A 23,194-nucleotide genomic window follows, 5' to 3' on the forward strand; every position below is an offset into this window, starting at 1 on the left:
CCCGCGAATATCAGCCTGACAGTGCAGTCGAAAAAGACCCGCCAACACCTCCACCACGACCGGCCGGCACCCAATGAGCGGCCCCCGGAACCAAAAGCCAGGAGCCGCTCAACTACGCCTCTTGACAACCAGGCCTACATATCAGCGCTGCGGCGCACTAAGACGGACGACGGCACTGAAACAGACGACGCCGGCCGCGCGGCCGCCGTCGAACGCTACACCACCGCACGGGGCGGCTGCGCCCAACTGGCACCCGCCCCGTGCAAACCCCGCACTTAAAGCATCTCCAGAGACATTCCACAATGAGGTAGGAATCATGGGACACATCACCACCGCGGGCACGGAAATCCCGGCCCCCAAAAAACGCTGGTACAGGCAGCTGTACTTCTGGGTATTGACCGGCATCGTCCTCGGCATTCTCGTGGGCTGGCTGGCCCCGGCCGCCGGCATCGCCATGGAACCGATCGGCACCACCTTCGTCAACGCCATGAGAATGCTGATCGGCCCGATCGTGTTCCTGACCATCGTCGGCGGCATCGCCAGCGTCGCCGATCTGAAAAAGGTCGGCATGACCGGACTGAAGGCCCTGACGTATTTCCAGATCGGCACGATCTTTGCCCTGCTCTTCGGCCTGGTCGCCATCAACATCTTCCGCCTCGGCGACGGCGTCAACGCAGACGCCAGCGCGATCAAGACGACGGACTCCGCAGCCAAACTCATCGACGCCGGCGCGCACCAGGAATGGTGGCAGTTCCTGACCCACATCATCCCCACCAGCATCGTCGCGCCCTTCGTGGAAGGCGACATCCTCCAGATCATCTTCATCGCCGTGATCTTCGGCATCGCCCTGAACGCCATGGGCAAGGTCGGAGCGCCCGTCCTCGACGGCGTCCAGCGCCTCACCGGGGTCATGTTCAAAATCCTGGGCTTCATCATGAAGGCCGCCCCGCTGGGCGCGTTCGGCGCGATGGCCTTCGCCGTCGGCAAGTACGGCGTTTCCTCCCTTTCCAGCATGGGCGGGCTGATCGCCCTCTTCTACGCCACCTCGATCCTGTTCGTCGTCGTGGTCCTCGGATCCGTCATGGCCTTCCTGAAGCTGAACATCTTCAAGATGATCCGCCACCTCAAAGAGGAATACCTGCTCATCCTGGGCACCTCCACTGCCGAACCGGCCCTCCCGGGCCTGATGCGCAAGCTCGAGCACGCCGGCGTGAAGAAGGAAACGGTCGGGCTCGTGGTCCCCACCGGCTACAGCTTCAACCTCGACGGCGCCGCCATCTATCTGTCCCTGGCCGCCGTCTACATCGCCCAGGCCACCAACACGAACCTGACCATCGGCCAGCAGCTGGGCCTCATCGCGGTCATGCTGCTCACCTCCAAGGGCGCGGCCGGCGTCGCCGGCGGCGGCTTCATCGCCCTGACCGCCACCCTGGCCACGCTCGGCACCATCCCGGCCGCCGGCATCATGCTCATCTTCGGCATCGACAAGTTCATGTCCGAGTGCCGGGCCCTGGTGAACTTCACCGGCAACGCCGTCGCCACCCTGTTCATCGCCTGGTGGGACCACACCCTGGATGCGGACCGCGTCCGCCGCGTCTTCAACGGCGAAGCGGTTGAGCCCCTGCCCAGCGAGGATCCGACACCACTGGACGAGTTCACGGATATCGCTGCTGACCTGACCGACCACGGCCACCACACGTCCATGGACAGCGACCCGGGGCACACGGAACCCGCCGAGGACGAGCCGACGTCCAAGGACAACCGCCGCCCCGCCTACTCGGAAACCATCTGACATGTTCAACACCACCGCCCCGAAAACCGTGCGGACCCTCATTGCGCCGGACAAGTTCAAAGGCAGCCTCACGGCCGGCCAGGTGGCCGACGCCCTGGCCGCAGGGCTCCGCGCCGGAGCCGGCTCCACCCGCGGGCCCGGAGCCGTCCACTGCGAGCTGCTTCCGCTGGCCGACGGCGGGGACGGCAGTGTGGACGCCGCCGTCGCCTCCGGCTTCACCCGGCACCGCTACACCGTCGCCGGGCCCACCGGCCAGCCCTTCCAGGCCGGCATCGCGTACGACGGCACCACCGCCGTCGTCGAGGTCGCCAACACCTGCGGCCTGGCGCTCCTGCCGGAGGGCCAGCGGGAACCCTTGGTGTCCTCCAGCCGGGGCTTTGGGGAGGCGGTCCTGTTCGCCCTCAGCCTGAACCCGGCCAGGATCGTGCTGGCGCTGGGCGGAAGTGCCAGCACCGACGGCGGCATGGGAATGCTCACCGCCCTGGGCTACAGCTTCCACGACGACGATGGCCGGCAGCTCTACGGCAGCGGACAGTCACTGGCGCAGATCCACACCATCCGCCGGACCAGGTTCCCGGAACTGAACGGCACGGAGCTCGTGGTGGCCAGCGACGTCTACAATCCGCTGCTCGGGGCCGACGGCGCGCCGGCGGTCTTCGGACCCCAAAAGGGCGCCGGACCCCAGGACATTGCGGCACTCGAGCACGGGCTGGAGCACCTCGTCGCCAAGATGACGGACGCCGGGTTCGAGGATGCGGCCGCACTTGCGAAGCGCGAGGGTGCCGGAAGCGCCGGCGGGATCGGCTTTGCCTGCCTGTTGCTGGGCGCAAAGCAGGTCTCGGGCGCCGACTACTTCCTGGACCTGCTCGATTTCAACAACCGCAGGGACAGCTGCGACGTCGTCATCACCGGCGAAGGCAGCATCGACGAACAGACCCTCTCCGGCAAACTTCCCGCCGCCGTCGCCCGGAGGTCCGGAGCCCGCCCGATCATCGCGGTGGCCGGCCGTTCCCTCCTCCCCCGGGAAAGGTGGTCCGAACTGGCGCTCACCCGGGTCTACACCCTGGCCGAGTACACCGACCAGGACTCCTCCAAAGACCCCGGACTTTCCGCCGCCCTGCTGCAGAGGATCGGGAGGGACATCGCGGCAAGCCTGCTGTAGGCACTCTGCCGCCGCCGAGACCTAATCGCGCCCTGGCTCTTCCCGCTCCGCGATTCCTTTCACGCTCTTTACCAGGCTGTCCCACATGCCCTTCGAGTGGTCGGCCTCCTCGGCGCTGGCGTTGTTGTCCTGGGCGAGCGTCAGTTGCGTGGCGCCGGCCCGTTCCTCGAGCGTCCAGGTGAGCGTGTGGTAGTTCTCGGGCGCATCCTCCTGGCCGCTCAGCGGGCTGAAGTGCGTGACGACCAGCCGCCGTCCGGGCTCAAGCTCAAGGATGCTGCCTATGTCCTCGTAGTCCCTGCCGTCCCAGGTGCCCCGCCACAGGATGGGTCCGCCGACCGTCCAGTCGGTCACGAGTTCGGTTCCGAACATGAACTCCTTGGCGGCGCCGGGATCGGTGATCACCGACCATACGCGGCTCGCGGGCGCCTCGATGGTGATGGTCGATGTCGCCACATACTGTCCAGGCATGGCCTTCCCTTTCCTCGCGGAATCGCTCGACGCCGGCAGCGCCCGGCACCGAGACTACTCCGCCAATCGGAACGTCCGGAAGCTCCCTAGGCCGGGTAGATCGCGATGGCGGTTGCCTTGATGACGAAGTAGACGCTCATTCCGGGGGTGAGGCCGAGGTCGGCTGACGCGGCCGGGGTGATGTCGGCAGAGAGCCGTCCTGCACGGACACGGATCTGATCGCCGTGCGGCTCCAGGTCCGTGATGATCACCTGGAATGAGTTTCGCGGGCTGCCGTGCTCTTCGGTGAGGAACACCGATACCGCCGAGGGCGGAAAAACCGCGACGCCGTCCTGCCCGGGCTCGATGGTGCCGTCCCGGTGGCCGGCGACGACCATGCCCTGGGCGGTGGTCACGCCGGCGTCGCTGACGGTGCCGGCCACCAGGTTCAGCCCGGCCAGGCCGGCGGCGAACCGGCTGCGCGGTTTTTCGAGGACTTCGCGGGTGGGGCCTTGTTCGGTGATCCGGCCGTCTTCGAGGACGATCACCCTGTCGGCCAGCATGAGGGCGTCGAGGATGTCGTGGGTGATGATGATGGCCCGGCGGCCGGCGAGGACGCGTTTGAGGAGCCGGCGGAGCAGAGGGGCGGCATGGATGTCGAGCGCGGCCATGGGCTCGTCGAGGAGCAGCAGGTCGGGGTCGGCGGCGAGGGCTCGGGCCACGGCCACACGCTGGGCCTGTCCGCCGGAGAGCTGTCCGGGGCGCCGCGAGGCGAGGGAGTCGGCGTCGACTTCGGTGAGCCAGTGCATGGCCGTGGCGCGGGCCGCGGCGCTGGAGGCGCCGGCGCTGCGCGGCCCGAACGCGACGTTGTCCAGTGCGCTGAGGTGTGGAAACAGGAGGGCTTCCTGGGCCAGCAGCGCCGTGCCCCTGGTGTGCGGGGCGCGCCAAATGTTTTTGTCCGCGCCCAGGTCGAAGAGGACCTTTTCGCCGATCGTGGCCTTGCCGGCGTCGGGGCGCAGCAGGCCGGAGATGATCGAGAGGAGCGTCGATTTGCCGGCCCCGTTGGGCCCGAGGATGGCGATTGTCTCGGCCGGCCCGAGGCTGAGGGAGACCTCGAAACCCCGTGCGGCAAGGGTTGCGTCCAGCTGAAAGGTCACCGGAATGCCCCTTCCGGTGCCACGCCAAGACGCGGGCGCCGGTAGGAGAGCCCGACGACGGCCACCGCCACGGCGACCAGCAGGAGGGAAAGCGCGACGGCGGCGTCGGCGTCGGTTTCGCGCTGCAAATAGATCTCCAGCGGGAGGGTGCGGGTGACGCCCTGCAGGCTGCCGGCGAAGGTCAGCGTGGCGCCGAATTCGCCCAGGCTGCGGGCGAAGGACAGGACGGCGCCGGAGGCCAGCCCGGGCAGCACGAGCGGGATGGTGACCCGGCGCAGCACGGTGCCCGGGCGGGCCCCGAGAGTCGCGGCGACCGCCTCGTACTTGTTGCCGGCGGTGCGCAGGGCGCCTTCGAGGCTGACCACCAGGAACGGCAGCGCAACGTACGTCTGCGCGAGGACGACGGCGGTGGTGGAGAAGGCGATCTGGATTCCGGCCAGCTCCAGGCTTTTACCCAGGAGTCCCTGGCGGCCGAAGGTGTAGAGCAGGGCGATGCCTCCCACCACGGGAGGCAGGACCAGTGGCAGCAGGACGAAGGCCCGGAGCAGGCGCTGACCCGGGAACGCGCTCCGGGCCAGGATGAGTGCCAGCGGCACGCCAAGGACGATGCAGGAGGCGGTGCTTGCCGCGGAGGTGCGCAGGCTCAGGCCCAGGGCGGTCAGTGAGGATTCGGAGGTGACCAGCGGGATGAACTGGGACCAGTTGACCCTGGCCACCATCGCCACCAGCGGCAGCAGGACGAAGAGTGCCCCTGCCGCCGCGATGGCGTAAATCCATGCCGGGATGCCGGTGTACCCGGTGCCGCTGCGTCTGTGCATGCCGTTTACGGGGTGCCGAATCCGGCGTCGCTCAGGACATTCTTGCCCTCGCTGCCGGTGACGACGGCGATGAAAGCCTGGGCGAGCTCCTTGTTCTTGCTCGTGCCGACGGTGGCGATGGGGTAGGTGTTCACGGCCTGGTCCGACTCGGCGAAGGGGATGCCTTTGACCTTGTCTCCGGCGGTCTTGACGTCCGTGACATAGACCAGACCGGCGTCGGCCTCACCCGAGGTGACCTTGCCCAGGACATCCGTGACGGACGATTCCTCGCTGACCGGCGCCAGGGTGGTGCCCGCGGCCTTTTCGACGGTCTCGGTCGCGGCACCACAGGGAACCTGCGGTGCGCAGACCACCACTTTCACACCCGGTTTGGCGAGGTCGGCGAAGGAGCTGATCGATGCCGGGTTGGACGGCGGAACCGCAATCTCCAGGACGTTCGTGGCGAAGTTGGCCGGGGCGCCGTCGATCTGCTTCGCATCGGCCAGCTTGGCCATGTTCTTGGTGTCGGCCGAGGCAAAGACGTCGGCCGGGGCGCCCTGGGTGATCTGCGTGACCAGGTCCGAGGAGCCGGCAAAGTTCAGCGTGATTTTGGTGCCCGGGTTCGTCGCCTCGAAGTCGCTGGCCAGCGTGGCGAAGGTCGATTTCAGCGAGGCCGCGGCGAAGACCGTGATCGCTCCGGACAGCCTGGGGGTCCCGCTGGCCCCGGCGCTGGAGTTGGAGCCGGCCCCGGCGCTGGAGCTGGAGCCTGCCCCGGGCGTGCCGGCGGCGCAGCCGGCCAGGCCCGCGGCCAGGACGCCGGCCACCAGCAGTGCGGTGACGTGCTTGCTGGCGATCCTCATATGATGCTCTTTCCGTGGGGCGTTTCGATGATGACGGTGGTGGCTTTGACCACCGCTGTCGCCACGGATCCAAGCTCCAGGCCCAGTTCACGGACGGCTTCGCTGCTCATCAGGGACACGACGCGGAAGGGCCCGCACTGCAGCTCAACCTGTGCCATGACTTTGTCCGCGGTGATGCCCGTGACCAGGCCGACGAACCGGTTGCGGGCGGAGCGGCCCACCTTGGTGGGGTCGTCGGGCAGCTGGGCCTGGTCGCGGGCGAGGTGGGCAAGTTCCAGGCCGTCCACGGCCAGCCGGCCGGAGTCATCCTTCACCGGGGTCAGGATCCCGTTCTCGGTCCAGCGCCGGACGGTGTCGTCACTGACCCCGAGAAAACGTGCTGCTTCGGAGATGCGGATTTTCGGCATGACTCCATAATCCCCCATTTGCGGAAATTATGGGCACTTCGAGCCGCAAATCAGTCGAAAGTTCGGCGCCGTCGTCGGGCGCCGCCCGCTGGGTGGCCACCAGGAGCGACACCGTCTCGATTTTGCCGCCGCCCGGGACGATAATCGGAGGTGACCGGACAGCTTCTGCCGAGAGGAGCCGGCCGTGGCACCCACCACCCTGCTGGCAGGAATCAGATCTGCGATCGCCGCCCTCACGCTGGGGGTGCTGCTTCTGGCCGGAACCGGCTGCTCCTCCGACAATCCCGCGGAAACCACGAAGATCACACCGGCGACCAACGGGATCGCCACCGTGGTCGGTCCGATGAAGCTGACGGACATGCTCATCCTCTCCCACGGAGCGGACCAGCCCGGGCGGATCATGGGCACCGTGTTCAACACCTCCGCCAAGGACGCGGTTGTCACCATTTCGGGCGCTTCTGGGTCGACGGTATCGATTCCAGTCAAGGCCAACGGTGAAACATCCCTGGCCCAACCTCCGGCCATGATGCTGGACCCCACCACGGGATCCCCCGGGACCCTGGTCACGGTCCGGGTGAGCGAGGACTCCACAGGCACGTCGGCCGAGGTGCAGCTTCCCGTCCTCGACTCCACACTGCCTGAATACCAGTCGTACATGCCCGCATCGCCCGGGTCCGGGACTGCCTCGAGCGCCCCGTCACCCGCGCAACCCGGGACCGGGTCCCCCAGCCCCAGTCCCAGCCCGTAGCCCGGGCCCGGTACCTGTGCAGGACGGGGCCTAGGCAGGCAGGGCAGGTGAACGCCGACCCTGCCTGCCTGGCAGCCCATTTTGGCTCGGGCTAGGAGAAGCGTCCCGGCCGGAAGGTGGCCAGCATCGGGTGCTTCGTGCCGGTCATGATCTCGCCCGCGAGAAGTTCGCCTGCGATGAGGCCGAGCGTGGCCCCCGAGTGGGTGAAGGCCACGAAGCAGCCGGGCACCTGGCCGAGTTCACCGAGGACCGGTTCGCCGTCGCCCGGGATGGGCTTGTAGCCGATCTTCCAGGAGGCCGGTTTGAGGTCGGGGTTGCCGGCGATGAGCTTGGATGCTTCATCGGCGAGTTCCTGGACCACGTCATCGGGGATGCTGAAGGAGCCGTCGGCGTGTTCGGCGATGTGCCCTTCATACCAGTCGTGGTCCAGGGCGAGAGTGTTTCCGGGGTTGGGCCGGACGGCGGCCCTGGGGGTGTTCAGCACGGCCTTCAGCTCGTGCTCCACGGGCTTGGTCAGCACCAGCATGGAGACCGGGGATCCGTTGGGGATCTCGACGCCGAGGGGCGCGACGACGGCGGGAGTTGCGGCTCCGCACGCCACGAGGACAGCGTCTGCTTCGTAGGTTTCGCCTGCGGCCGTCTCGACGCCGGTGGCCCGGCCGTCGTCGACCGTCACGGACACCTTGCCGGCGCTGAGTACGAGTTCACCGCCCAGGGCGTGGAATTCCTCCATTAGGAAGTCCACCAGATCGGGCAGGCTGACCCAGCCCTCACCGGGATTGAAGATGGCGTTCTCCGGCACGGCATCCGGATCGATGCCGGGGGTGCTTGAAGAAATCTGTCCGGGCGCCAGGAGCTTCGAGTCGTAGCCAATCGATTTCTCGTAGCCGTGGCGGGCTTCCGTCGCGGCTTCCTGGCCGGCGGGATTCCACATGAGGCCGCCGCCGAACTGCAGCCAGTCCCGGCCGGGGTCAGCGGCGAAGAGTGTGCGGTAGCGGTCCACGCCGGCGACCCGGAGCTGGTGGTACGGCGTGGACCGTTCTCCGGCGGAGTTCAGCCAGGAGAGCGAGCGGCCGGTGGCCTCGCTGGCCAGGCCGTGTTCGGTCAGGAGGATGACGGAAGCGCCGTCGCGGAGCAGGTGGACGGCGGTGGAGACGCCGAGGATGCCGCCGCCGATGATGGCGATGCGTTTGGTTGAGGGCGTGGAGGACATGGGTCTGCCTTTCCTTAAGTAGTGGTGTCTGGGGTGTCCGTCAGGGGCACGGGGAGGCGGTGTGCGGGCTATGCGAAGGCGCGGATATTTTCGATGGCGTTCAGGACGTCGAGTGATTCCTGCGGGTTGACAGGAAGTGGGCCCTCGCCGCGGAGGGCAGACGCGAGCTGTGCATAGAACAGCGGATAGGCGCCGGGTTCAGGTGCGGCTGGCCGCAGGTCTCCGTCGGTACCCAAGGCCCCCCAATGGATCTGGGGTTCGATGCCATAGGCGGGATCCGACGGTGTCATGCCGGCCGCGAGGGCCGGTTCCTGGCCGTCCAGGCCCCACTTCGTGTAGCCGGACTCTGAGCCCAGGACGTGGAAGCGCGGGCCGACCTGCGCTGCCATGCCGTTCATCCAGAGCCGTGAGCGGACGCCGGATTCGTGGAGCAGGGACACGAAGGCCTCGGTGTCGGCGCCGCCCGGGTCCGGGCCGTGGTTCGCCGTTTCCCCGTAGCTTTCGGCTACCGGGCCAAAGAGCTGGATGGCCTGGTCGATCAGGTGGGCGCCGAGGTCGTTGAGGATGCCGCCGCCCTCGGACACGGCGGCGGTGTCCCGCCAGTTCCCGAAGCCCTCCGGCCGCCACCATTCAAAGCGCGATTCGAAACTGCGGACCTCGCCCAGCGTTCCTTCCCCGATTAGCTTCTGCAGCGTCAGGAAGTCGGCGTCCCAGCGTCGGTTCTGAAATACCGTGAGCTGCACGCCGGCGTCGGCCGCCCGGGAGATGAGCTCCTGCCCCTGGTCCGATGTGGTGACGAACGGCTTGTCCACCACCACGTGCAGGCCATGGGCGATGGCCATTGCGGCGAGGTCGAAGTGGGTCAGCGGCGGCGTGCCGAGGACCACCAGATCAAGGTCACCGGAGAGCGCAAACAGGTCCTCCGGCGTCGGGACGATCCTGGTTTCCGGGTAGAGCCTTGCCGCCTCCGAGGCGCGGTCCGGATCCGCCGTGACGATCACGTCCAGCGAGTAGTTGGCATCCGCCGCGATCAGCGGTGCGTGGAAGACCTTGCCTGAGATGCCGAATCCGACGACGGCGGTGCGGATGGGTGCCGCCGCGGTGTTTCCCTTCAGGGTCTCCATCAGAGCACTTCCGAGAGGAAGCGCTGGAGGCGTTCGCTTTGGGGGTTGTCGAAGAGGTCGGCCGGCGTGCCGGACTCGACGACCTCCCCTTCGTCCATGAAGACGACCTGGTCGGCGACTTTGCGGGCAAAGCCCATCTCGTGCGTGACCACCAACATGGTCATGCCGCGGCGCCCCAGGCCTGCCATGAGGTTGAGCACACCCTTGACCAGTTCCGGGTCCAGGGCGCTGGTGGCCTCGTCGAAGAGCATGACTTCCGGTTCCATGGCCAGGGCTCGGGCAATCGCGACGCGCTGCTGCTGTCCGCCGGAGAGGTCGCGGGGCCGGTGGTCGGCGCGTTCGGCAAGACCGACCTCGGCGAGGCGGCGCCGGGCGCGTTCCCTGGCTTCGGCCTTGGGCATGCCCTTGACGCTCCAGAGGGCCAGCGCCACGTTCTCGAGGGCGGTGTGGTCCGGGAAGAGGTTGAAATGCTGGAACACCATGCCGATGCGGCTGCGCAGGAGGTCCGGTTTGACCTGCAGGGCGCTCTCGCCGGCCAGGAGCACGTCCCCACTCTTGGGTTCGTGGAGCCGGTTGACGCCGCGCAGGAGGGTGGACTTGCCGGAGCCGGAGGGCCCGATAATGCAGGTGGTGGTGCCCGGGGCGACGTTGAGGCTGACGTTGCGGAGCACCTCGACGTCGCCATAGGCCATGGTCAGGTTCGTCAGTTCCAGGCTGGAGCCGTGGAACGCCTCGATGTCCGGGACTGATTCTTTGGCGTTACTGGTGCTGCTTGCGGTGTTGCTGGCGAGGCTCATGTGTTGCTCCCGGTGGTCAGCGGTGAAGCCGCGGCGAGTTCTTTGACTTCCTTGAGACCGCTGCTGGGTGCGGCGGGGCGGCGTCGGCCGGTGCGGAAGCGGTTATCGAAGTAATTGACCAGATGGGTCAGGGGAACCGTGATCAGCAGGTAGAAGATGCCGGCCATGACCAGGGGCGAGAGGTTGCCGGAAAGCACGGCGGCGTCCTGGCCCACGCGGAAGAGCTCGCGTTCCGTGACCAGCAGGCCCAGGAAATAGACCAGCGAGGAGTCCTTGACGATCGCGATGAACTGGTTCACCAGCGCCGGCAGGACCCGGCGGACGCCTTGCGGAACCACCACTAGGGCCATGGACTTCGCGTAGCTCATGCCCAGCGCGCGGCAGGCCTCACCCTGGCCCTTGTCCACGCTCTGGATACCGGCGCGGAAGATCTCACCGATGTAGGCGCTGGCGATCAGGCTCAGAGCGATGATCCCCAGGGGGTAGGGCGAGGGGCCGAAGATCGATTGGCTGAAGCGGGCGAAGCCCTGGCCGATCAACAGGATGGTCAGGATGGCGGGGAGTCCGCGGAAGAGGTCCGTGTAGATCCGGGCCGGAACCCGAAGCCACCGGGAGGGAGATATCCCCATCACGGCGACGACCATGCCGAGGCCAACGCCGATGATGGTCGCCGCAATGGAGATGATGAGGGTATTGAGGAGACCGACTCCCAGAAGCTGGGGCAGGACCTCGGCCATTGCGCCGAAGTCGAAGAAGGTGCGGGTGATGGTGCTTAACCAGTCCATGGTTGCTCTCAGACGTAGGTAGCTTGTGGAACCCGGGCGGGCCGCGCGGTGCGGCCCGCCCGGTCAGGTGGCAGCCGGGCTATGTGCCGGACGTGCTGATAGTTTCGGTGCCTATTGGTTGCCGGTCCGCTTACTTGCTGGGTGTGGGGCTGGCCGTCTGCTCGGCCTTGGGCAGGTACTGCTCGGGCATCGGGGAGCCCGGGAACCACTTCTGGTAGAGCTTCTTCCACGTGCCGTCTTCCATGGCTGCGGCCAGGCCCTTGTTGAGGGCGTCCTTGAAAGCGGTCTTGCCCTTGGCCACGGCGAAGCCGGCGGGAGCGTCGAAGGACGGGATGTCCGCGGCGCTGACCAGTCCGTACTGCGTCTCGTAGGCCTTGGCGGCCTCGTAATCCAGGAAGTGCGCGTCGACGGATCCGCTGTTCACTGCGGAGATGGCGGTGTTGTTGTCCGGGAAGCGCACCAGGTTAGCGGAGGTGAAGTTCTTGACGGCGTAGGCCTCCTGCAGCGTTCCCTGCACGACGCCGAGACGCTTTCCGGCGAGACCGTCGGCGCTGGTGATGCCCGAGGTCTTCGTAGTGATGACGGTCAGGTAGCCGGCCAGGTAGCCGTCGGAGAAGTCGACGGTTTGTTTGCGCTTGTCAGTGATGCCGATCGCCGCAACGCCGGCGTCGAACTGGCCGTTGGAGACGGCCGCGAGCAGCCCGGAGAAGTCCTGTCCGGTGAAGACGACCTTGTCGATTCCGGCGCGGTGGGCGACGTCTTTGAAGAGCTCGACGTCGAAGCCGGTGAAGTTGCCCTGGGCATCGGCGAATGTATAGGGCTTCGAATCACCCAGGCTGGCAACGCGGATGGTGCCGGCCTCGATCAGGCCGTAGGGGTTGTCCGCCGGCGAGGACGAGGCGGATGAACTGCCTCCGCAGCCGGACAGTGCCAGGACCGCGGCAACAGCAGCGGCGATGAGCGCCCCGGGGCGCATTTTGTTTCCTGTGTTCACAGCGTTTCCAATCGTGGGGGTGAGGGGCGAGGTTGGCGGGCAGCGGGCCCCGTGGAGTGGGACTTTGTCGATGGGAGTCTTGCTGAGTCCGGTCTCAGTCCCTAAGATTGAGACCGGACTCACATCGATTGCTAGAAATGTAATCGAAGCCACATCAGGCGTCAAGGGTCCGCTACGAAAGGCCGTAATGAATAGTGATGCTTCCCGGCGCCGCGATGTCACTGTCGCCGACGTCGCAAGAGCCGCCCAGGTTTCCAAGGCCCAGGCCGCCCGCGCCCTGGGCAACTACGGTGCCGTGAGCGACGACGTGCGCGAGCGGGTGCTGGCTGCCGCCGAAGAACTGGAGTACCGGCCCAACGAGCTCGCCCGCAGCATGAACACCGGGAAATCGCACACCATAGGGGTGGTGGTCGGCGACATCGAAAACCCCCATTTCGGCCTGGCCACACGGGGCATCACGGATACCGCCAAGCGGAGTGAATTCAATGTCATCCTGATCAATACGGACGAGGATACCGACGCGGAAATCGACGCCGTCAGGGTGCTCCTCGACAAGCGCGTTGACGGCCTGATCGTGGCACCCGCGTCATCCGTGGAAACGGAACATTTACGGCGCGTTCAAGAATCCGGCCGTCCGCTGGTCCTTTTGGACCGCAAGGCGCCAGGGCTCGACGTCGACACCGTGGCGGTGGACATGGAGGACATCTCCCATGAATCCACCTGTTATTTGCTCAAGTCCGGCCACCGGAGGATCGCCTTCATCTCCACGCTGAAAGCAGCCGGACCGTACTACGACGGCATGCTGTTGGACTCGTCCCAGATCTCGGACCGGCGCGACGGCATGAAACGCGCGTTCGAGGAGGCGGGGCTGGACCTGCCCGTCGATCTGATCCGCCTCAACGCCGGCGACGACGAGTCAATCAAGAAGATCACCCGCGAGCTGGTGCAGCGCCCGGACCCGGCGACGGCGATCATCGCCTCCGACGGACTGATCGGCCTCAGCGTGGTGGAAGCGATCCACGAGCTCGGCCTCTCCATTCCGGATGATGTCTCCTTCCTCATGTATGACGACTTCGCCTGGACACGCCTGACCACGCCCCCGCTCACGGTCATCGCGCAGCCTGTCTATGACATGGGCGTTGCGGCCGCGTCAGCCCTGATCCGGCAGATCGAAGGCCGCAAGGCACCGGCGGCGGCACCGACATTCACGGCCACGCTGATCCGCCGCGGCTCGGTGGCGGCCCCGCGGACGGCCAGCGAACACACCTGATCCGCTTGCGGGCGGCATCAGGCTTCACTCTCGACCCAAAAGGCAGGGCTTAGTTCTCTGGCGCGGTGCCGGGCCGGCGGATTCACTAAATGGCAGGGGAACGTTGAGTGCAATCGGCGGAGGGAGCGTGGACCCTGTGGGCGGACCGATCCGGCCGCTGGAACCGGGAGGACCTCCCGCGGCGCCCACGGAAGCGAGCGCCGCTCCGTCATGGAGCTGACGGTCATTGTCCTCGTCACCGCCCTCCTGTTTGCGTGGGCGCTGGTGTCGGCACGGCTGCAGCAGGCGGACCTGACCGCTCCGATAGTGTTCACCGCTGTCGGCGCAGCCCTGGCCTGGTCCGGGCTGGTCAGTGGCCCGTCACCCCTGGCGAGTATCACCCCGGTTGTCGAGGTCACCCTGGTGTGGGTGCTCTTCTCCGACGCCGCCCGACTGCCGCTCCAGCAATTGCGCCCGGACGTGGGCCGCTACGTGCGGCTGCTGGGAGTTGGCCTGCCGCTGACCATTGTGTTCGGGTGGGCCTTGGCCGTCTGGTTCTTTCCCCAGTTCGGGTTCTGGCTGGCCCTCCTCGTCGGCGCTGCGCTTGCCCCTACCGACGCCGCACTCGGAATACCCGTGGTGACGAATCCGGCGGTGCCGTCTCGGATCCGCCAGCTGATCACGGTCGAAAGCGGCCTCAACGACGGCATCGCCACCCCGGTCGTCATGCTCGCCATCGCCGGCGCGGCCGCCGCAGCAGGTCTGGAGAGCGCCGAAGGCCCAGGCAGCGCGGCCATGGAGCTGCTCATCGGCGCCGGCGTCGGCGCAGCGGCCGGCGCCGCGGGAGGGTGGCTGCTTCAACTGGCCCGCCGGCGCGGGACCGCAACCGAGGACTTCGCCGGCATCGGCGTCCTTGCCCTGAGCCTGCTCGCCTACACCGCCGCACTCGCGGTGGGCGGCAACGGATTCGTCGCCGCGTTCTGCGCCGGGCTGGCGTTCGGCACCTGCGCCGGGGAGCGGGCGCCGGCCGAACTGGCCTTCGTCGAGCAGATGAGCGGCCTGGTGTCCCTGCTCGTCTGGCTGGCCTTCGGAGCAATCACCGTGCCGATCATGCTGGCGCACTCCCTCCCCCTGACCATCGCGTACGCCGCGCTCAGCCTTACGGTGGTGCGGATGCTGCCGGTGGCGCTGGCCTCGATTGGCGCCGGCCTCGACCGGAAAACCGTCCTGTTCGTGGGATGGTTCGGTCCGCGCGGCCTGGCGTCCCTCGTGTTCGCGCTGCTGGCGCTGGAAGCCCTTGGACCGCTGTCCGATCAGGCTGTGGCCGTCATCGCCGCCACCGTGCTGCTCAGCGTCCTGGCCCACGGCTTCAGCGCCGCACCGTTGGCCGCCCGCTACGGACGGGCGGCTGCCGCAGCGGGACCGGAGCCCGGGGGCCCGGTGCCGGTCTCTCCCGCTCCCGCCCGCGGCCTGAGCCGCATGCACATCCACCCTCCGCATTTTCGGCCGAAGCGGTCCCGTCCCTAGACCGCACTGAACCGTCCACGCCGGACTCGGGTGCCGTCGTCGCCGATCAGTTTCCCCCAGAGCGGCTGTGATGAGTCTCACGCGCAATTTTCGCCAACTGGCTTGAGCCGCCCGCGCGGCGCTGTGCACTATGGAAAGGCAAGGCAGGGACTGCGACGTTCCTGCCCGTGCAGCCTGACGATTTCTTGCGACGTTCCGCGTCCGCAGGGAACGCCGGGTACCCATCCTGGTGGACGCAATGAGGCCAAACCGGTGAGCTCGCAGAGCTGCCCACGGTCTCAGGCGTTCCTGGTTTGGCCCTACGGCGGCTCCGCATCGGTGCGGCAGCCGGACATCCGGATTCATGAAATGGAAGCACTGAACAATGACGTTTGAAACTGCCAACTCTGTAACCCACAAGCTCTGGGACCGCTCCACCATGCACCACGAGCTGGACGCGCTGGTCCACGAGCTCTCCGAGCGCCACAACACCGCCAAGAGCAACATCGCGGTCCACGCCAGCGGCCCGAACACCTTCACCCTCAGCCTGAACCACGGCGCCTAAAGCCCGGGTTCCAGGCGGCAGGGCCAAACGACGACGGCGGGAGCCTCCTCCCGCCGTCGTTGTCCGTTTATCAGTCGCGCCGTACCGTGTGACGGTGTCCGCGCCGCGCTGGGCGCCATCCCCGGCGATTTGCATCGAGTAGACGACCGGTCCAGTCTTGGAGAATCGGCAATCGATCACAAGGAGAACGGCGACATGGCTGTCGGCACGAAGGAACGCATCAGCGCCAAGGCGCTCGAACTCTTCCATGCAAACGGCTATTCGGCGACGGGGGTGCTCGACATCACGAGGGCTGCCGGCGTCCCAAAGGGTTCCTTCTATCACTTCTTCGACAGTAAGGAAGCGCTTGCGGTCGAGACCGTCGCGCTCTATGGCACAACTACCCGCGTCGAACTGCTCGACGGCCCCAGCACCGCTCCGCTCCGGCGGATCCACGACCACCTGGCACACATCACGGCAATGGCCGAGGCTGACGGCTACACCCGGGGCTGCCTTCTGGGCAATTTCTCGAACGAAATGCCTTCCCAAAGTGCAGCGGTGACAGAAGTCGTCGAGCGGGCCCTCGAGGCGTGGACCGTGAAGCTGGCCGCCGCCATCGCCGCGGCACAGGAAACCGGTGAAATCACCAACAAGGGGGACGCCTACCGGCTGGCCTCCTTTATCGTGGCCGCGTTCGAAGGCGCAGTCGCCCGCGCCAAGCTCACCAAGTCACGCGCCCCCCTTGACGGGTTCCTGGAAACCGTCAGCACCGATATCCTCGCCTAGATCGCGGGGTCATCTTTGGCCGCACCAGTGGGCGTAGCTGCGACGGCACTGGACCCGTAGAGCTGCCGGGTAAAGTTCTCTGCCGCGACGCTGCCGACGGTTTCCCTTCTCGCCCCGTCCTTGACGGCGCCGGCGGCCCTGCCGGGAGCGTTGCTGCCTAAGGCGCAGCCGCTGGTGAGTACGACGCCGAGCAAGCCGACGGCAAGCATGTTCTTACGCAATTGCGTCTCTTTTCGCTGGTCTGCGCTGCACGACTAAAACCACCAGAAGTGGGCGTCTGGGATTTTGTCGCCGTACCGGAGCGGGTGCCGCTCCTCTTCGGCGGTCCTCCCTACGCTCGACTTGGTCAGGCTGGGCTTCTTCGCCCCTTCGGACTTCCCCATTCGACGGAGGAAAGCGCGTATCGCGCAGAACCGGCCGGTGGATGGTCCCAGGTTGAGGTCAGGCATGTGATCTTCTTCTTGTTGAGGGGATGGGCTGCATTGGCCACGAGATTGATAGCCAGTCACTGGTTAAGCAGGTGACGATTTTTGCATTCCAGTGCGTCACCTGTCAAACTGGTGACATGACACATTCATTCGTCTGCGGCAATCCGGCCCTCGACTTCGCCGCAACAGTCCGCTCACGGCTTGGGGTGCCGTTGGAGATGTTCTCGTCACCTGAGAGCCTGGACGCCTGGTTCCACGAATCCGGCATTATCGACGGGGACACCAAATTTCAAGCGGCCGATCTTGAGCAGGCCATCGTGATCCGGGAGGCTATCTACTCCCTGGTTCACACCAAAATAGCCGGCGATGAATTCGACGACGACGCCCTCTCCATCGTCAACGATGCCGCCCGCACACCGCCGGCCGTCCCTCAGCTCACGCCTGACGGGCGGGTGACCGAGGCAACCCCAAGGGAGGCGCTGTCAACTGTGGCACGGCATGCTATCGAGGTCCTCAGCGGACCCGACGTGCCGCTGCTCAAGGAGTGCGCGAACCACGAGTGCACCCGGGTCTACATCGATCGGTCCCGGGGAGCGCGCCGGGAGTGGTGCGCCATGGACCCCTGCGGCAACAAGATGAAGGCGGCTGCCTACCGTGCCCGCAAAAGAGAAGAGAAACTGGTCTCTGCAGCCAGCAAATAGATGCCTTAGCTTCAGCGGAGGAAGCACTGAAGCTAAGGCATTGGCGCGAAGGGATCCGTAACGGTTCCTGTTCTCAGGTGGTGAGCCGGGCAAGGATGGATCGGGCCGAGCCGACGATGGAGCGATCAAATCCGGTGCCCGCCCAGAGGTTAATACGGTGGGGATCACCTGCCCCGGCTGCGGCGGCCCGCAAAGGACGGGTCAGGTGATGAATTTCCGGATATCCAAAGGGCGCCTCGACGTCGTGCTGCCTCATGAAGTCGTTATACAGACCCCGCGCATACCTCCCGGAGAAGGCCTTCGTGACGGCTGTCGCCGGGAAATCATCGGAGGAAAGGGCCGCCCGGTGCACCGCTCCGGTCCCAGCTTCGTCTGCCCTCAGGAACGCCGTGCCGGCCTGGACTGCCACCGCGCCCTGCGACATCGCAGCCTGCGTATCCGCTCCCGTGACAATGCCGCCTGCTGCAATTAACGGGATCTCCAGGTCGGACAAGTCATTGAGCAGCACGTGCAGGGGTGTGATCCCTGCCGGCCCGGTGGCATCGAACGTACCCCTGTGCCCGCCGGCTTCGGGCCCCTGGACGCAGAGCACATCTGCCCCTGCGGCTATCGCCAGCTTCGCTTCGGCGCGCGAGGTGACCGTCACTGTCACTGATACCCCTCGTTCTTGCAAGGCGGTGACCACACCCGCCTCCGGCACATCGAAGGTAAAAGACACGACGGCGGGGGCCAGTTCGTAAAGGACGTCAAGCTTGTTTTGCCAATCGTCATCATCGTGTCTGGGATCGCCGAGGGTCACCTGCAGGCGGGATGCGTCGGCGGCGAGGGAAAGCGCGTATTGCTGCAAGACGTCAGGCCGGATTGCCGAGGGCTGGGGGACGAAGACGTTGACGCCGAATGGTGCTTCGGTGAGTTTCCTGGCAGCGTTGATCTCGGCAGCCACACTGCTCGCTGTTTTGTATCCGGCGGCCAGAAACCCCAGTCCTCCAGCGGAGCTTACGGCGGCCGCAAGCTGTGGAGTAGACGGGCCGCCCGCCATCGGGGCTTGGATGACGGGCAGTGGCAGGGCGGCGATATCGAAGCGGGGTTGCTTCCTCGTGGACGTGTTCATGATGCCGGTCCCTTCGTTATGCAGCGTCGCGCAGGGCCTGCCGGTATTCGAGCGCTGGCAGTCCTCCCCAGCCCCAGTTGTCCGTGTCCACTTCATTGATCACGACATACGTTGAGGCGAGGGGTTTGTTAAGGACGTCAAGCAGCACCTGGCTGACGCCCCTGATGATGGCGGCCTTTTCGGCAGCGGTGGCGGCTGTCGCAGCCGCCGTCGATCCTTCTTTGGTGATGTCAATGGTGACAATAGGCATGACTGATTAATCCGTTCTTCAGTAAAGGAATGTGGTCATCGTCCGGCGTGCTGGCCGCCGTCGACGTGAAGGATTTCACCGGTAACAAACTCGGCTTCTTCGAGGAAGACGACGGCATGGATAATCTCGTCTATGTCCCCCAGACGGCCCATAGGATGCAGTCCCGCAAGCTGCGCGTGTGTTTCAACCGGGTGCATCGGGGTCTTGATGACGCCCGGAGATACGGAGTTGACCCGGATCCCGCGGCTTGCGTACTCGGTGGCGAGGGACTTTGTCGCCGAATTCAGCCCGCCCTTTGTCAGGGCAGCGAGCATTGCCGGCACGTCTGTGCTCGGCTGGTCGGCGAGAGTGGTGGTGATGTTGATGATGTGCCCGGAGCCCGCTGCTTCCATAAGGGCGACGGCCCTTTGGCTGACATGAAAAAATCCGGCGAGATTGACTGCTACGAGTTGGTCGAACTCGGAGGCACTGTACTCAGTGAAGGGCTTGGACAAGAACTGACCGGCATTGTTGATGACCGTGTCTACACGGCCGAAACTGTGCACGGCTGTCTCGAAAATCCGGTCCGCGGTCTGAGGGTCGGCAATGTCACCCCGGACGACCTGGACACTCGGGTCCTCCACGGGCTCGATGGATCGTGCGGAAGCAACGACGTTGTAGTCCCGCTTTAAAAACTCCTGGACAAGGCCGGCACCGATTCCCTGCGAGGCTCCCGTGATAACGACTGTTTTCTTGCTCATAAAGTGGCTCCAGTAATAATGACTATTTTCTTGCTTTTGCTCATGATGTCTCCTGGGAAGAGGTGTTGGTGGCGGCGCTGGCAGCTGCAGGTCGTCGACGACCACGTACGAACCCCAGGCGGGCCCGGATTCGAAGATGGCACCGTACTCGCGGAGGCGGGATTCCAGGAGCCAGGGCGCCTTGTCGGCGAAGCCAACCTGGGTCTCTTCCTCATCCAGAAACGCAGTCAGGCGCCGGCCCTTGAACAGCCACTGCCCGTCGCGGGTTGCTGTGCTGAAGCTGGCGGGCCCGTGGCACAGAGAGGCGACCACCTTGGTGGGGTCATCGAGCGTTGCCTCGAAGATCCGTTTGATGTCGGTGTTCGTCGCGAGATCCTGCATGGGACCATGGCCGCCAGGGACGAAAACGATGTCGTACTCGCTGGGATCGACCTCCTCGAGCGCGACGGCGGCGGCCAGGTTCTCCTTGGAGCCCGCGAGGTAGGCGCGGAATTCCTCGACTTTCGCGTTGTCGTTGTTATTCGTCTCCGGCACCAGGCTGAACTCGTCCGCAACCGGGGTGACGGCGCCAGGAGTCGCGATGGTGACTTCCAGGCCCGCCTCCCGGAACATGCGGTCAGGGACCACGAACTCTTCCGCCCAGAATCCGGTCGGATGTTTGGTCCCGTCCTTGAATTCCCAGAAGGTAGCTCCGGTGAGGACCATAAGGACTTTTTTCATTTCACATTCCAATCAATAGATAAACAGTGAATTAGGTAACTGCGACGTGCCAGTTGAATAGACGGGCGGTCTACTTCTTGGAGGGAAGGATACCCGCGGCTTTCGCTTCGCGGACCGTTCATGATTTTACCGAGGGCCGGTGCCGCCGTCACTCACCCTCATAACATTGAGGGCCCCGCCACCTGCCCTGCGGGGACTAAATCCTTCCGGCCGAAGGAATCGTTACCGGTTAAGCAGGTGACAATATCATTGCATTAAGACCGTCACCCGTCAAGCCGGTGACGCCATGGTCTGCTGTCGGCAGCCGGCAGATAGACCCGCGCCTCAGGAGCGCCGGCTGATGCGGAACTGTGCGACGAGGCTGATCAGCGCGAGGGCGACAGTCGCGCCTCCATACCCGACAACCGTCGGCATGAGGCCCAGCGGGGCGGCGAGCTGGCCAGCGATGATGACGGGCAGGCCGAACGCGATGTAGGCCACAACGTATATTGCGGCGACGATTCCAGCTCTCTGCTGGGGGCCGGCCAGCGGCATGATCAGGCGCAGTGATCCGGAAAAGGCTGCCCCGAAGCCGATGCCGGTGATAACCAGACCAGTGATCATGAGCGGAAGACCTCCGGCGAGCACGCCGGTCACGACGACGGTGGTCCCGGCGATGGAGGCGTAGATCCCAAGAGTCATACCGTTCCGAGGGCTAAGCCGCCCGAAGGCGACAGCCACGACAGCAGCAGTTGCCGGCGCGATGAAACCGCTGAGGCCGTTGACCAGGCCGCTGTTCAAGTGGAAGACGTTTCGTACGATTGTCGGCGCGAGTCCGAGGGACAGACCTGCGAGCATCCAGATTGCGGCTATCACCGGGGCAGCCGCGGCAAATTCTTTTCTGGCAGCCGGCGGAACGGAGACGCGCGGGATCAGGGAACGCAACGCTCCCGGTGAGCCGGCCACACTTTCGGGAGAGAGCGCGACGACGACGATTCCCAGGATCGTCACGATGGTGAGGACGGCAAAGATGATCGTGTTCGCCGCGGGCGTGAACTGGATGGCGAACCCCGCAAGCAATGCGCCGACAGCGAGCCCCGCGGTCATGCCGACGCTGCCAAGTATGCTGCCCAATTTCTTTCGGTTCGGCGGGGCGAGTTCGGCGAGGGCGGCCGTGAATGCGCTGGTGGCAGCGCCGGTGGCGAGGCCCTGCACGACGCGGGCGGCGATCACCCACCCGATGTCGGGCGCTATGAGGAACATCAGGGTCGCTACGAGCTGAGCGAGGAGTGCTCCGATCAGCACGGGCCGCCGGCCGACATGGTCGGAGAGCGAACCGACGGTCAGCATGGCCGCAAGGAAGCCGAGCGCGTAGACGGCGAACGCCAGGGTCAGGACCGCCGCAGGAAAGCCCCACCGCTCTTGGTAGAAAGCGAGCAGTGGCGTCGGCGCACCGGCCGCCAGGTACAAGCTGATGAAGGTGACTGCGCTCCCTGTGAAAGCCAATCCGGCAGGAATCCTGGAGCGACTGCCAGCGGCTGGTGTGCGAGTTTCGAGGGATGTATCAGTTGACATTGAAAGGCTTCTGTTCTGCCGGCCAACAATCCTCCGGCACCGTAGTTGATTTGTATGTTGTGGTCCGGCGCCCGGGGCAGCGCGGCGCCGGTTGATCAGTCGTGGCCCTGCTCGATCCAGTTGCCGTTTGCGGCAATTTCCAGATCGTCGAACCCGAGCTGCGCATCCGATTCGGCATGTGGTCCGATAACGACTGGAATGTCCGTGCCGCGCTTCACGAGCCGCAACGGGCCGCCGTCGTCGGACTGCAAATACCGGTTGCCCCACTGCATCAGAGCGAACACCGCCGGCATGAGATCTGCACCCTTCGGCGTCAGCACATACTCATAGCGCTTCCGCTTGCCCTCTTCCTGGTACGGACGCTTTTCGAAGAGGCCAATATCCGTGAGTTGCTTGAGCCGAGCCGAGACTATGGCATCGGTACCTTTTGTCCGGCGCACGAAGTCGTCGAATCGGGTTGTGCCGTAGATGGCCTCCCGCAGGATGAGCATCGATGACCGGGTCCCGATTATTTCCATCGTCATGGCGATGGAGCAGTTCTCCACGCGCCAGGCGCCCCGATCCTCGAGCGCGCCATTGAGTTTGATTGACATCGACCCACCTGCCTGACTTCTAATTGTGGTAGTTAGAGCGTAAAAGCTGGCTACTAAATTGTCAAGCTAGAGATTTCGGCGATTCGGACCACGGATCACCTCCTTGACAGGTGACGGAACGGGATGTCATTATCGTTACCAGTTGAACCGGTGACGCAGAAGTGGTTGCCGCATTGTTCAGCATTTCCCCCAAGATTCCGCCCCTCCCCCGGCGGCGGGATCACATAGACCGGCATTACCCACTGAAAGGGAACCACAAATGGCGCAGTCCACCACCGAGATACTGGCAGACGCACTTAACAAGGCCGCGGCTGCTCATGGCATCTACGAAGCCGAAGTCCTGGGTGGGGTGTATGACACCGAATGGCCGCAGTGGTACGCGGAACACATGACCCGCACCCTCGCCGAAGCAGGCCATCGGCTCACCGCCGGCTAAAACCTCCAACCCAGGCAACGGCACCGCCCGGTGCCATACAAAAGACCCCAAGAAGAAAAAGGACTTATCACCATGGATTTGAAGCTTGAAGTACTGTTCGTTCCCGTTTCCGACGTCGACCGGGCCAAGGCCTTCTACGAATCGCTCGGCTTCCGCGTCGATATCGACTACATCGCCAGCGAGGACTTCCGGGTGGCGCAGCTGACCCCTCCCGGGTCGGAAGCATCCATCATGATCGGCAAGAGCATCACCGCTGCCGCACCCGGATCACTCCAAAATCAGATTTTCGCCGT

At 65.5% G+C, this 23,194-nt stretch carries 27 protein-coding genes; 11 read left to right on the plus strand and 16 right to left on the minus strand.

Going from position 1 to position 23,194, the window contains the following annotated elements; all coding sequences use genetic code 11:
- From AC1DXI_RS19885 to AC1DXI_RS19895, 3 genes are all read left to right on the plus strand, one after another.
- On the plus strand, positions 1-279 hold a 279-nt coding region (locus tag AC1DXI_RS19885; protein ID WP_476940013.1), incomplete at its 5' end, for a hypothetical protein.
- A 37-nt stretch (positions 280-316) separates the two neighbouring features.
- Positions 317-1,792 (plus strand): C4-dicarboxylate transporter DctA, encoded by a 1,476-nt coding sequence (gene dctA, locus AC1DXI_RS19890; protein ID WP_476940014.1) that lies wholly within the window; start codon positions 317-319, stop codon positions 1,790-1,792.
- Between the two features lies 1 nt (position 1,793).
- Complete coding sequence (locus AC1DXI_RS19895) at positions 1,794-2,954, plus strand: glycerate kinase (RefSeq protein WP_476940015.1); 1,161 nt, start codon at positions 1,794-1,796, stop codon at positions 2,952-2,954.
- Positions 2,955-2,975: 21 nt separating this feature from the next.
- Here AC1DXI_RS19895 and AC1DXI_RS19900 read toward each other — a convergent pair whose 3' ends face one another.
- From AC1DXI_RS19900 to AC1DXI_RS19920, 5 genes are all read right to left on the minus strand, one after another.
- On the minus strand, positions 2,976-3,422 hold the full coding sequence (locus tag AC1DXI_RS19900) for an SRPBCC domain-containing protein (protein WP_476940016.1): 447 nt from the start codon (positions 3,420-3,422) through the stop codon (positions 2,976-2,978).
- Positions 3,423-3,508: 86 nt separating this feature from the next.
- On the minus strand, positions 3,509-4,558 hold the full coding sequence (locus tag AC1DXI_RS19905; RefSeq protein ID WP_476940017.1) for a sulfate/molybdate ABC transporter ATP-binding protein: 1,050 nt from the start codon (positions 4,556-4,558) through the stop codon (positions 3,509-3,511).
- Positions 4,555-5,376: an ABC transporter permease gene (locus AC1DXI_RS19910; protein WP_476940018.1), complete on the minus strand. Its 822-nt coding sequence runs from the start codon at positions 5,374-5,376 to the stop codon at positions 4,555-4,557. The genes AC1DXI_RS19905 and AC1DXI_RS19910 overlap by 4 nt, the downstream gene beginning before the upstream one ends.
- A 5-nt stretch (positions 5,377-5,381) precedes the next feature.
- The gene (modA, locus tag AC1DXI_RS19915) at positions 5,382-6,215 is read right to left on the minus strand and encodes a molybdate ABC transporter substrate-binding protein (protein WP_476940019.1); all 834 of its coding nucleotides are present in this window, start codon (positions 6,213-6,215) and stop codon (positions 5,382-5,384) included.
- Positions 6,212-6,622 carry a TOBE domain-containing protein gene (locus AC1DXI_RS19920; protein WP_018775502.1) on the minus strand — a complete coding sequence of 137 codons (411 nt, stop codon included), beginning with the start codon at positions 6,620-6,622 and terminating at the stop codon, positions 6,212-6,214. Before AC1DXI_RS19920 ends, modA begins: the two co-directional genes overlap by 4 nt.
- Before the next feature lie 184 nt (positions 6,623-6,806).
- On the opposite strand from AC1DXI_RS19920, the gene AC1DXI_RS19925 reads away from it, so the two are divergent.
- Positions 6,807-7,370 carry a hypothetical protein gene (locus tag AC1DXI_RS19925; RefSeq protein WP_476940020.1) on the plus strand — a complete coding sequence of 188 codons (564 nt, stop codon included), beginning with the start codon at positions 6,807-6,809 and terminating at the stop codon, positions 7,368-7,370.
- Positions 7,371-7,461: 91 nt separating this feature from the next.
- Here AC1DXI_RS19925 and AC1DXI_RS19930 read toward each other — a convergent pair whose 3' ends face one another.
- The 5 genes from AC1DXI_RS19930 to AC1DXI_RS19950 form a co-directional block, all read right to left on the minus strand.
- On the minus strand, positions 7,462-8,583 hold the full coding sequence (locus AC1DXI_RS19930; RefSeq protein WP_476940021.1) for an NAD(P)/FAD-dependent oxidoreductase: 1,122 nt from the start codon (positions 8,581-8,583) through the stop codon (positions 7,462-7,464).
- A gap of 68 nt (positions 8,584-8,651) precedes the next feature.
- The gene (locus tag AC1DXI_RS19935) at positions 8,652-9,707 is read right to left on the minus strand and encodes a Gfo/Idh/MocA family protein (RefSeq protein WP_476940022.1); all 1,056 of its coding nucleotides are present in this window, start codon (positions 9,705-9,707) and stop codon (positions 8,652-8,654) included.
- Complete coding sequence (locus AC1DXI_RS19940) at positions 9,707-10,504, minus strand: amino acid ABC transporter ATP-binding protein (RefSeq protein ID WP_476940023.1); 798 nt, start codon at positions 10,502-10,504, stop codon at positions 9,707-9,709. Before AC1DXI_RS19940 ends, AC1DXI_RS19935 begins: the two co-directional genes overlap by 1 nt.
- Positions 10,501-11,289, minus strand: coding sequence for an amino acid ABC transporter permease (locus tag AC1DXI_RS19945; protein ID WP_026538635.1), 789 nt, complete (start codon positions 11,287-11,289; stop codon positions 10,501-10,503). The genes AC1DXI_RS19940 and AC1DXI_RS19945 overlap by 4 nt, the downstream gene beginning before the upstream one ends.
- Before the next feature lie 130 nt (positions 11,290-11,419).
- Complete coding sequence (locus AC1DXI_RS19950) at positions 11,420-12,265, minus strand: ABC transporter substrate-binding protein (RefSeq protein WP_476940036.1); 846 nt, start codon at positions 12,263-12,265, stop codon at positions 11,420-11,422.
- Between the two features lie 205 nt (positions 12,266-12,470).
- Here AC1DXI_RS19950 and AC1DXI_RS19955 point away from each other — a divergent pair, with 205 nt between their 5' ends.
- From AC1DXI_RS19955 to AC1DXI_RS19970, 4 genes are all read left to right on the plus strand, one after another.
- On the plus strand, positions 12,471-13,553 hold the full coding sequence (locus AC1DXI_RS19955) for a LacI family DNA-binding transcriptional regulator (RefSeq protein WP_476940024.1): 1,083 nt from the start codon (positions 12,471-12,473) through the stop codon (positions 13,551-13,553).
- Positions 13,554-13,763: 210 nt separating this feature from the next.
- On the plus strand, positions 13,764-15,059 hold the full coding sequence (locus AC1DXI_RS19960; RefSeq protein WP_476940025.1) for a cation:proton antiporter domain-containing protein: 1,296 nt from the start codon (positions 13,764-13,766) through the stop codon (positions 15,057-15,059).
- Between the two features lie 364 nt (positions 15,060-15,423).
- A complete protein-coding gene (locus AC1DXI_RS19965; protein ID WP_018775517.1) occupies positions 15,424-15,603 on the plus strand; it encodes a hypothetical protein in 180 nt (59 codons plus the stop codon).
- A 195-nt stretch (positions 15,604-15,798) separates the two neighbouring features.
- On the plus strand, positions 15,799-16,368 hold the full coding sequence (locus AC1DXI_RS19970; protein WP_476940026.1) for a TetR/AcrR family transcriptional regulator: 570 nt from the start codon (positions 15,799-15,801) through the stop codon (positions 16,366-16,368).
- Here AC1DXI_RS19970 and AC1DXI_RS19975 read toward each other — a convergent pair.
- A complete protein-coding gene (locus AC1DXI_RS19975) occupies positions 16,365-16,589 on the minus strand; it encodes a hypothetical protein (RefSeq protein WP_476940027.1) in 225 nt (74 codons plus the stop codon). The two genes, AC1DXI_RS19970 and AC1DXI_RS19975, sit on opposite strands and share 4 nt — an antisense overlap.
- Positions 16,590-16,933: 344 nt before the next feature.
- Here AC1DXI_RS19975 and AC1DXI_RS19980 point away from each other — a divergent pair, with 344 nt between their 5' ends.
- Complete coding sequence (locus AC1DXI_RS19980; RefSeq protein WP_476940028.1) at positions 16,934-17,497, plus strand: CGNR zinc finger domain-containing protein; 564 nt, start codon at positions 16,934-16,936, stop codon at positions 17,495-17,497.
- 73 nt (positions 17,498-17,570) lie between these two features.
- On the opposite strand, the gene AC1DXI_RS19985 is transcribed toward AC1DXI_RS19980, so the two are convergent.
- The 5 genes from AC1DXI_RS19985 to AC1DXI_RS20005 form a co-directional block, all read right to left on the minus strand.
- Positions 17,571-18,608 (minus strand): nitronate monooxygenase, encoded by a 1,038-nt coding sequence (locus AC1DXI_RS19985; protein ID WP_476940029.1) that lies wholly within the window; start codon positions 18,606-18,608, stop codon positions 17,571-17,573.
- Between the two features lie 16 nt (positions 18,609-18,624).
- Positions 18,625-18,858, minus strand: coding sequence for a tautomerase family protein (locus AC1DXI_RS19990; RefSeq protein WP_476940030.1), 234 nt, complete (start codon positions 18,856-18,858; stop codon positions 18,625-18,627).
- A 35-nt stretch (positions 18,859-18,893) separates the two neighbouring features.
- Positions 18,894-20,318: an SDR family oxidoreductase gene (locus AC1DXI_RS19995; protein ID WP_476940031.1), complete on the minus strand. Its 1,425-nt coding sequence runs from the start codon at positions 20,316-20,318 to the stop codon at positions 18,894-18,896.
- A 324-nt stretch (positions 20,319-20,642) separates the two neighbouring features.
- Positions 20,643-21,803, minus strand: coding sequence for an MFS transporter (locus AC1DXI_RS20000; RefSeq protein ID WP_476940032.1), 1,161 nt, complete (start codon positions 21,801-21,803; stop codon positions 20,643-20,645).
- A gap of 164 nt (positions 21,804-21,967) precedes the next feature.
- A complete protein-coding gene (locus AC1DXI_RS20005; RefSeq protein WP_476940033.1) occupies positions 21,968-22,465 on the minus strand; it encodes a winged helix-turn-helix transcriptional regulator in 498 nt (165 codons plus the stop codon).
- A gap of 259 nt (positions 22,466-22,724) precedes the next feature.
- Between AC1DXI_RS20005 and AC1DXI_RS20010 the strand changes: the two genes are divergently transcribed.
- Together AC1DXI_RS20010 and AC1DXI_RS20015 are read left to right on the plus strand one after the other, a co-directional pair.
- Complete coding sequence (locus tag AC1DXI_RS20010; RefSeq protein ID WP_476940034.1) at positions 22,725-22,901, plus strand: hypothetical protein; 177 nt, start codon at positions 22,725-22,727, stop codon at positions 22,899-22,901.
- 72 nt (positions 22,902-22,973) lie between these two features.
- On the plus strand, positions 22,974-23,194 hold a 221-nt coding region (locus AC1DXI_RS20015; RefSeq protein WP_476940035.1), incomplete at its 3' end, for a VOC family protein.

The organism is Arthrobacter sp. P1_H7 (assembly GCF_056405215.1).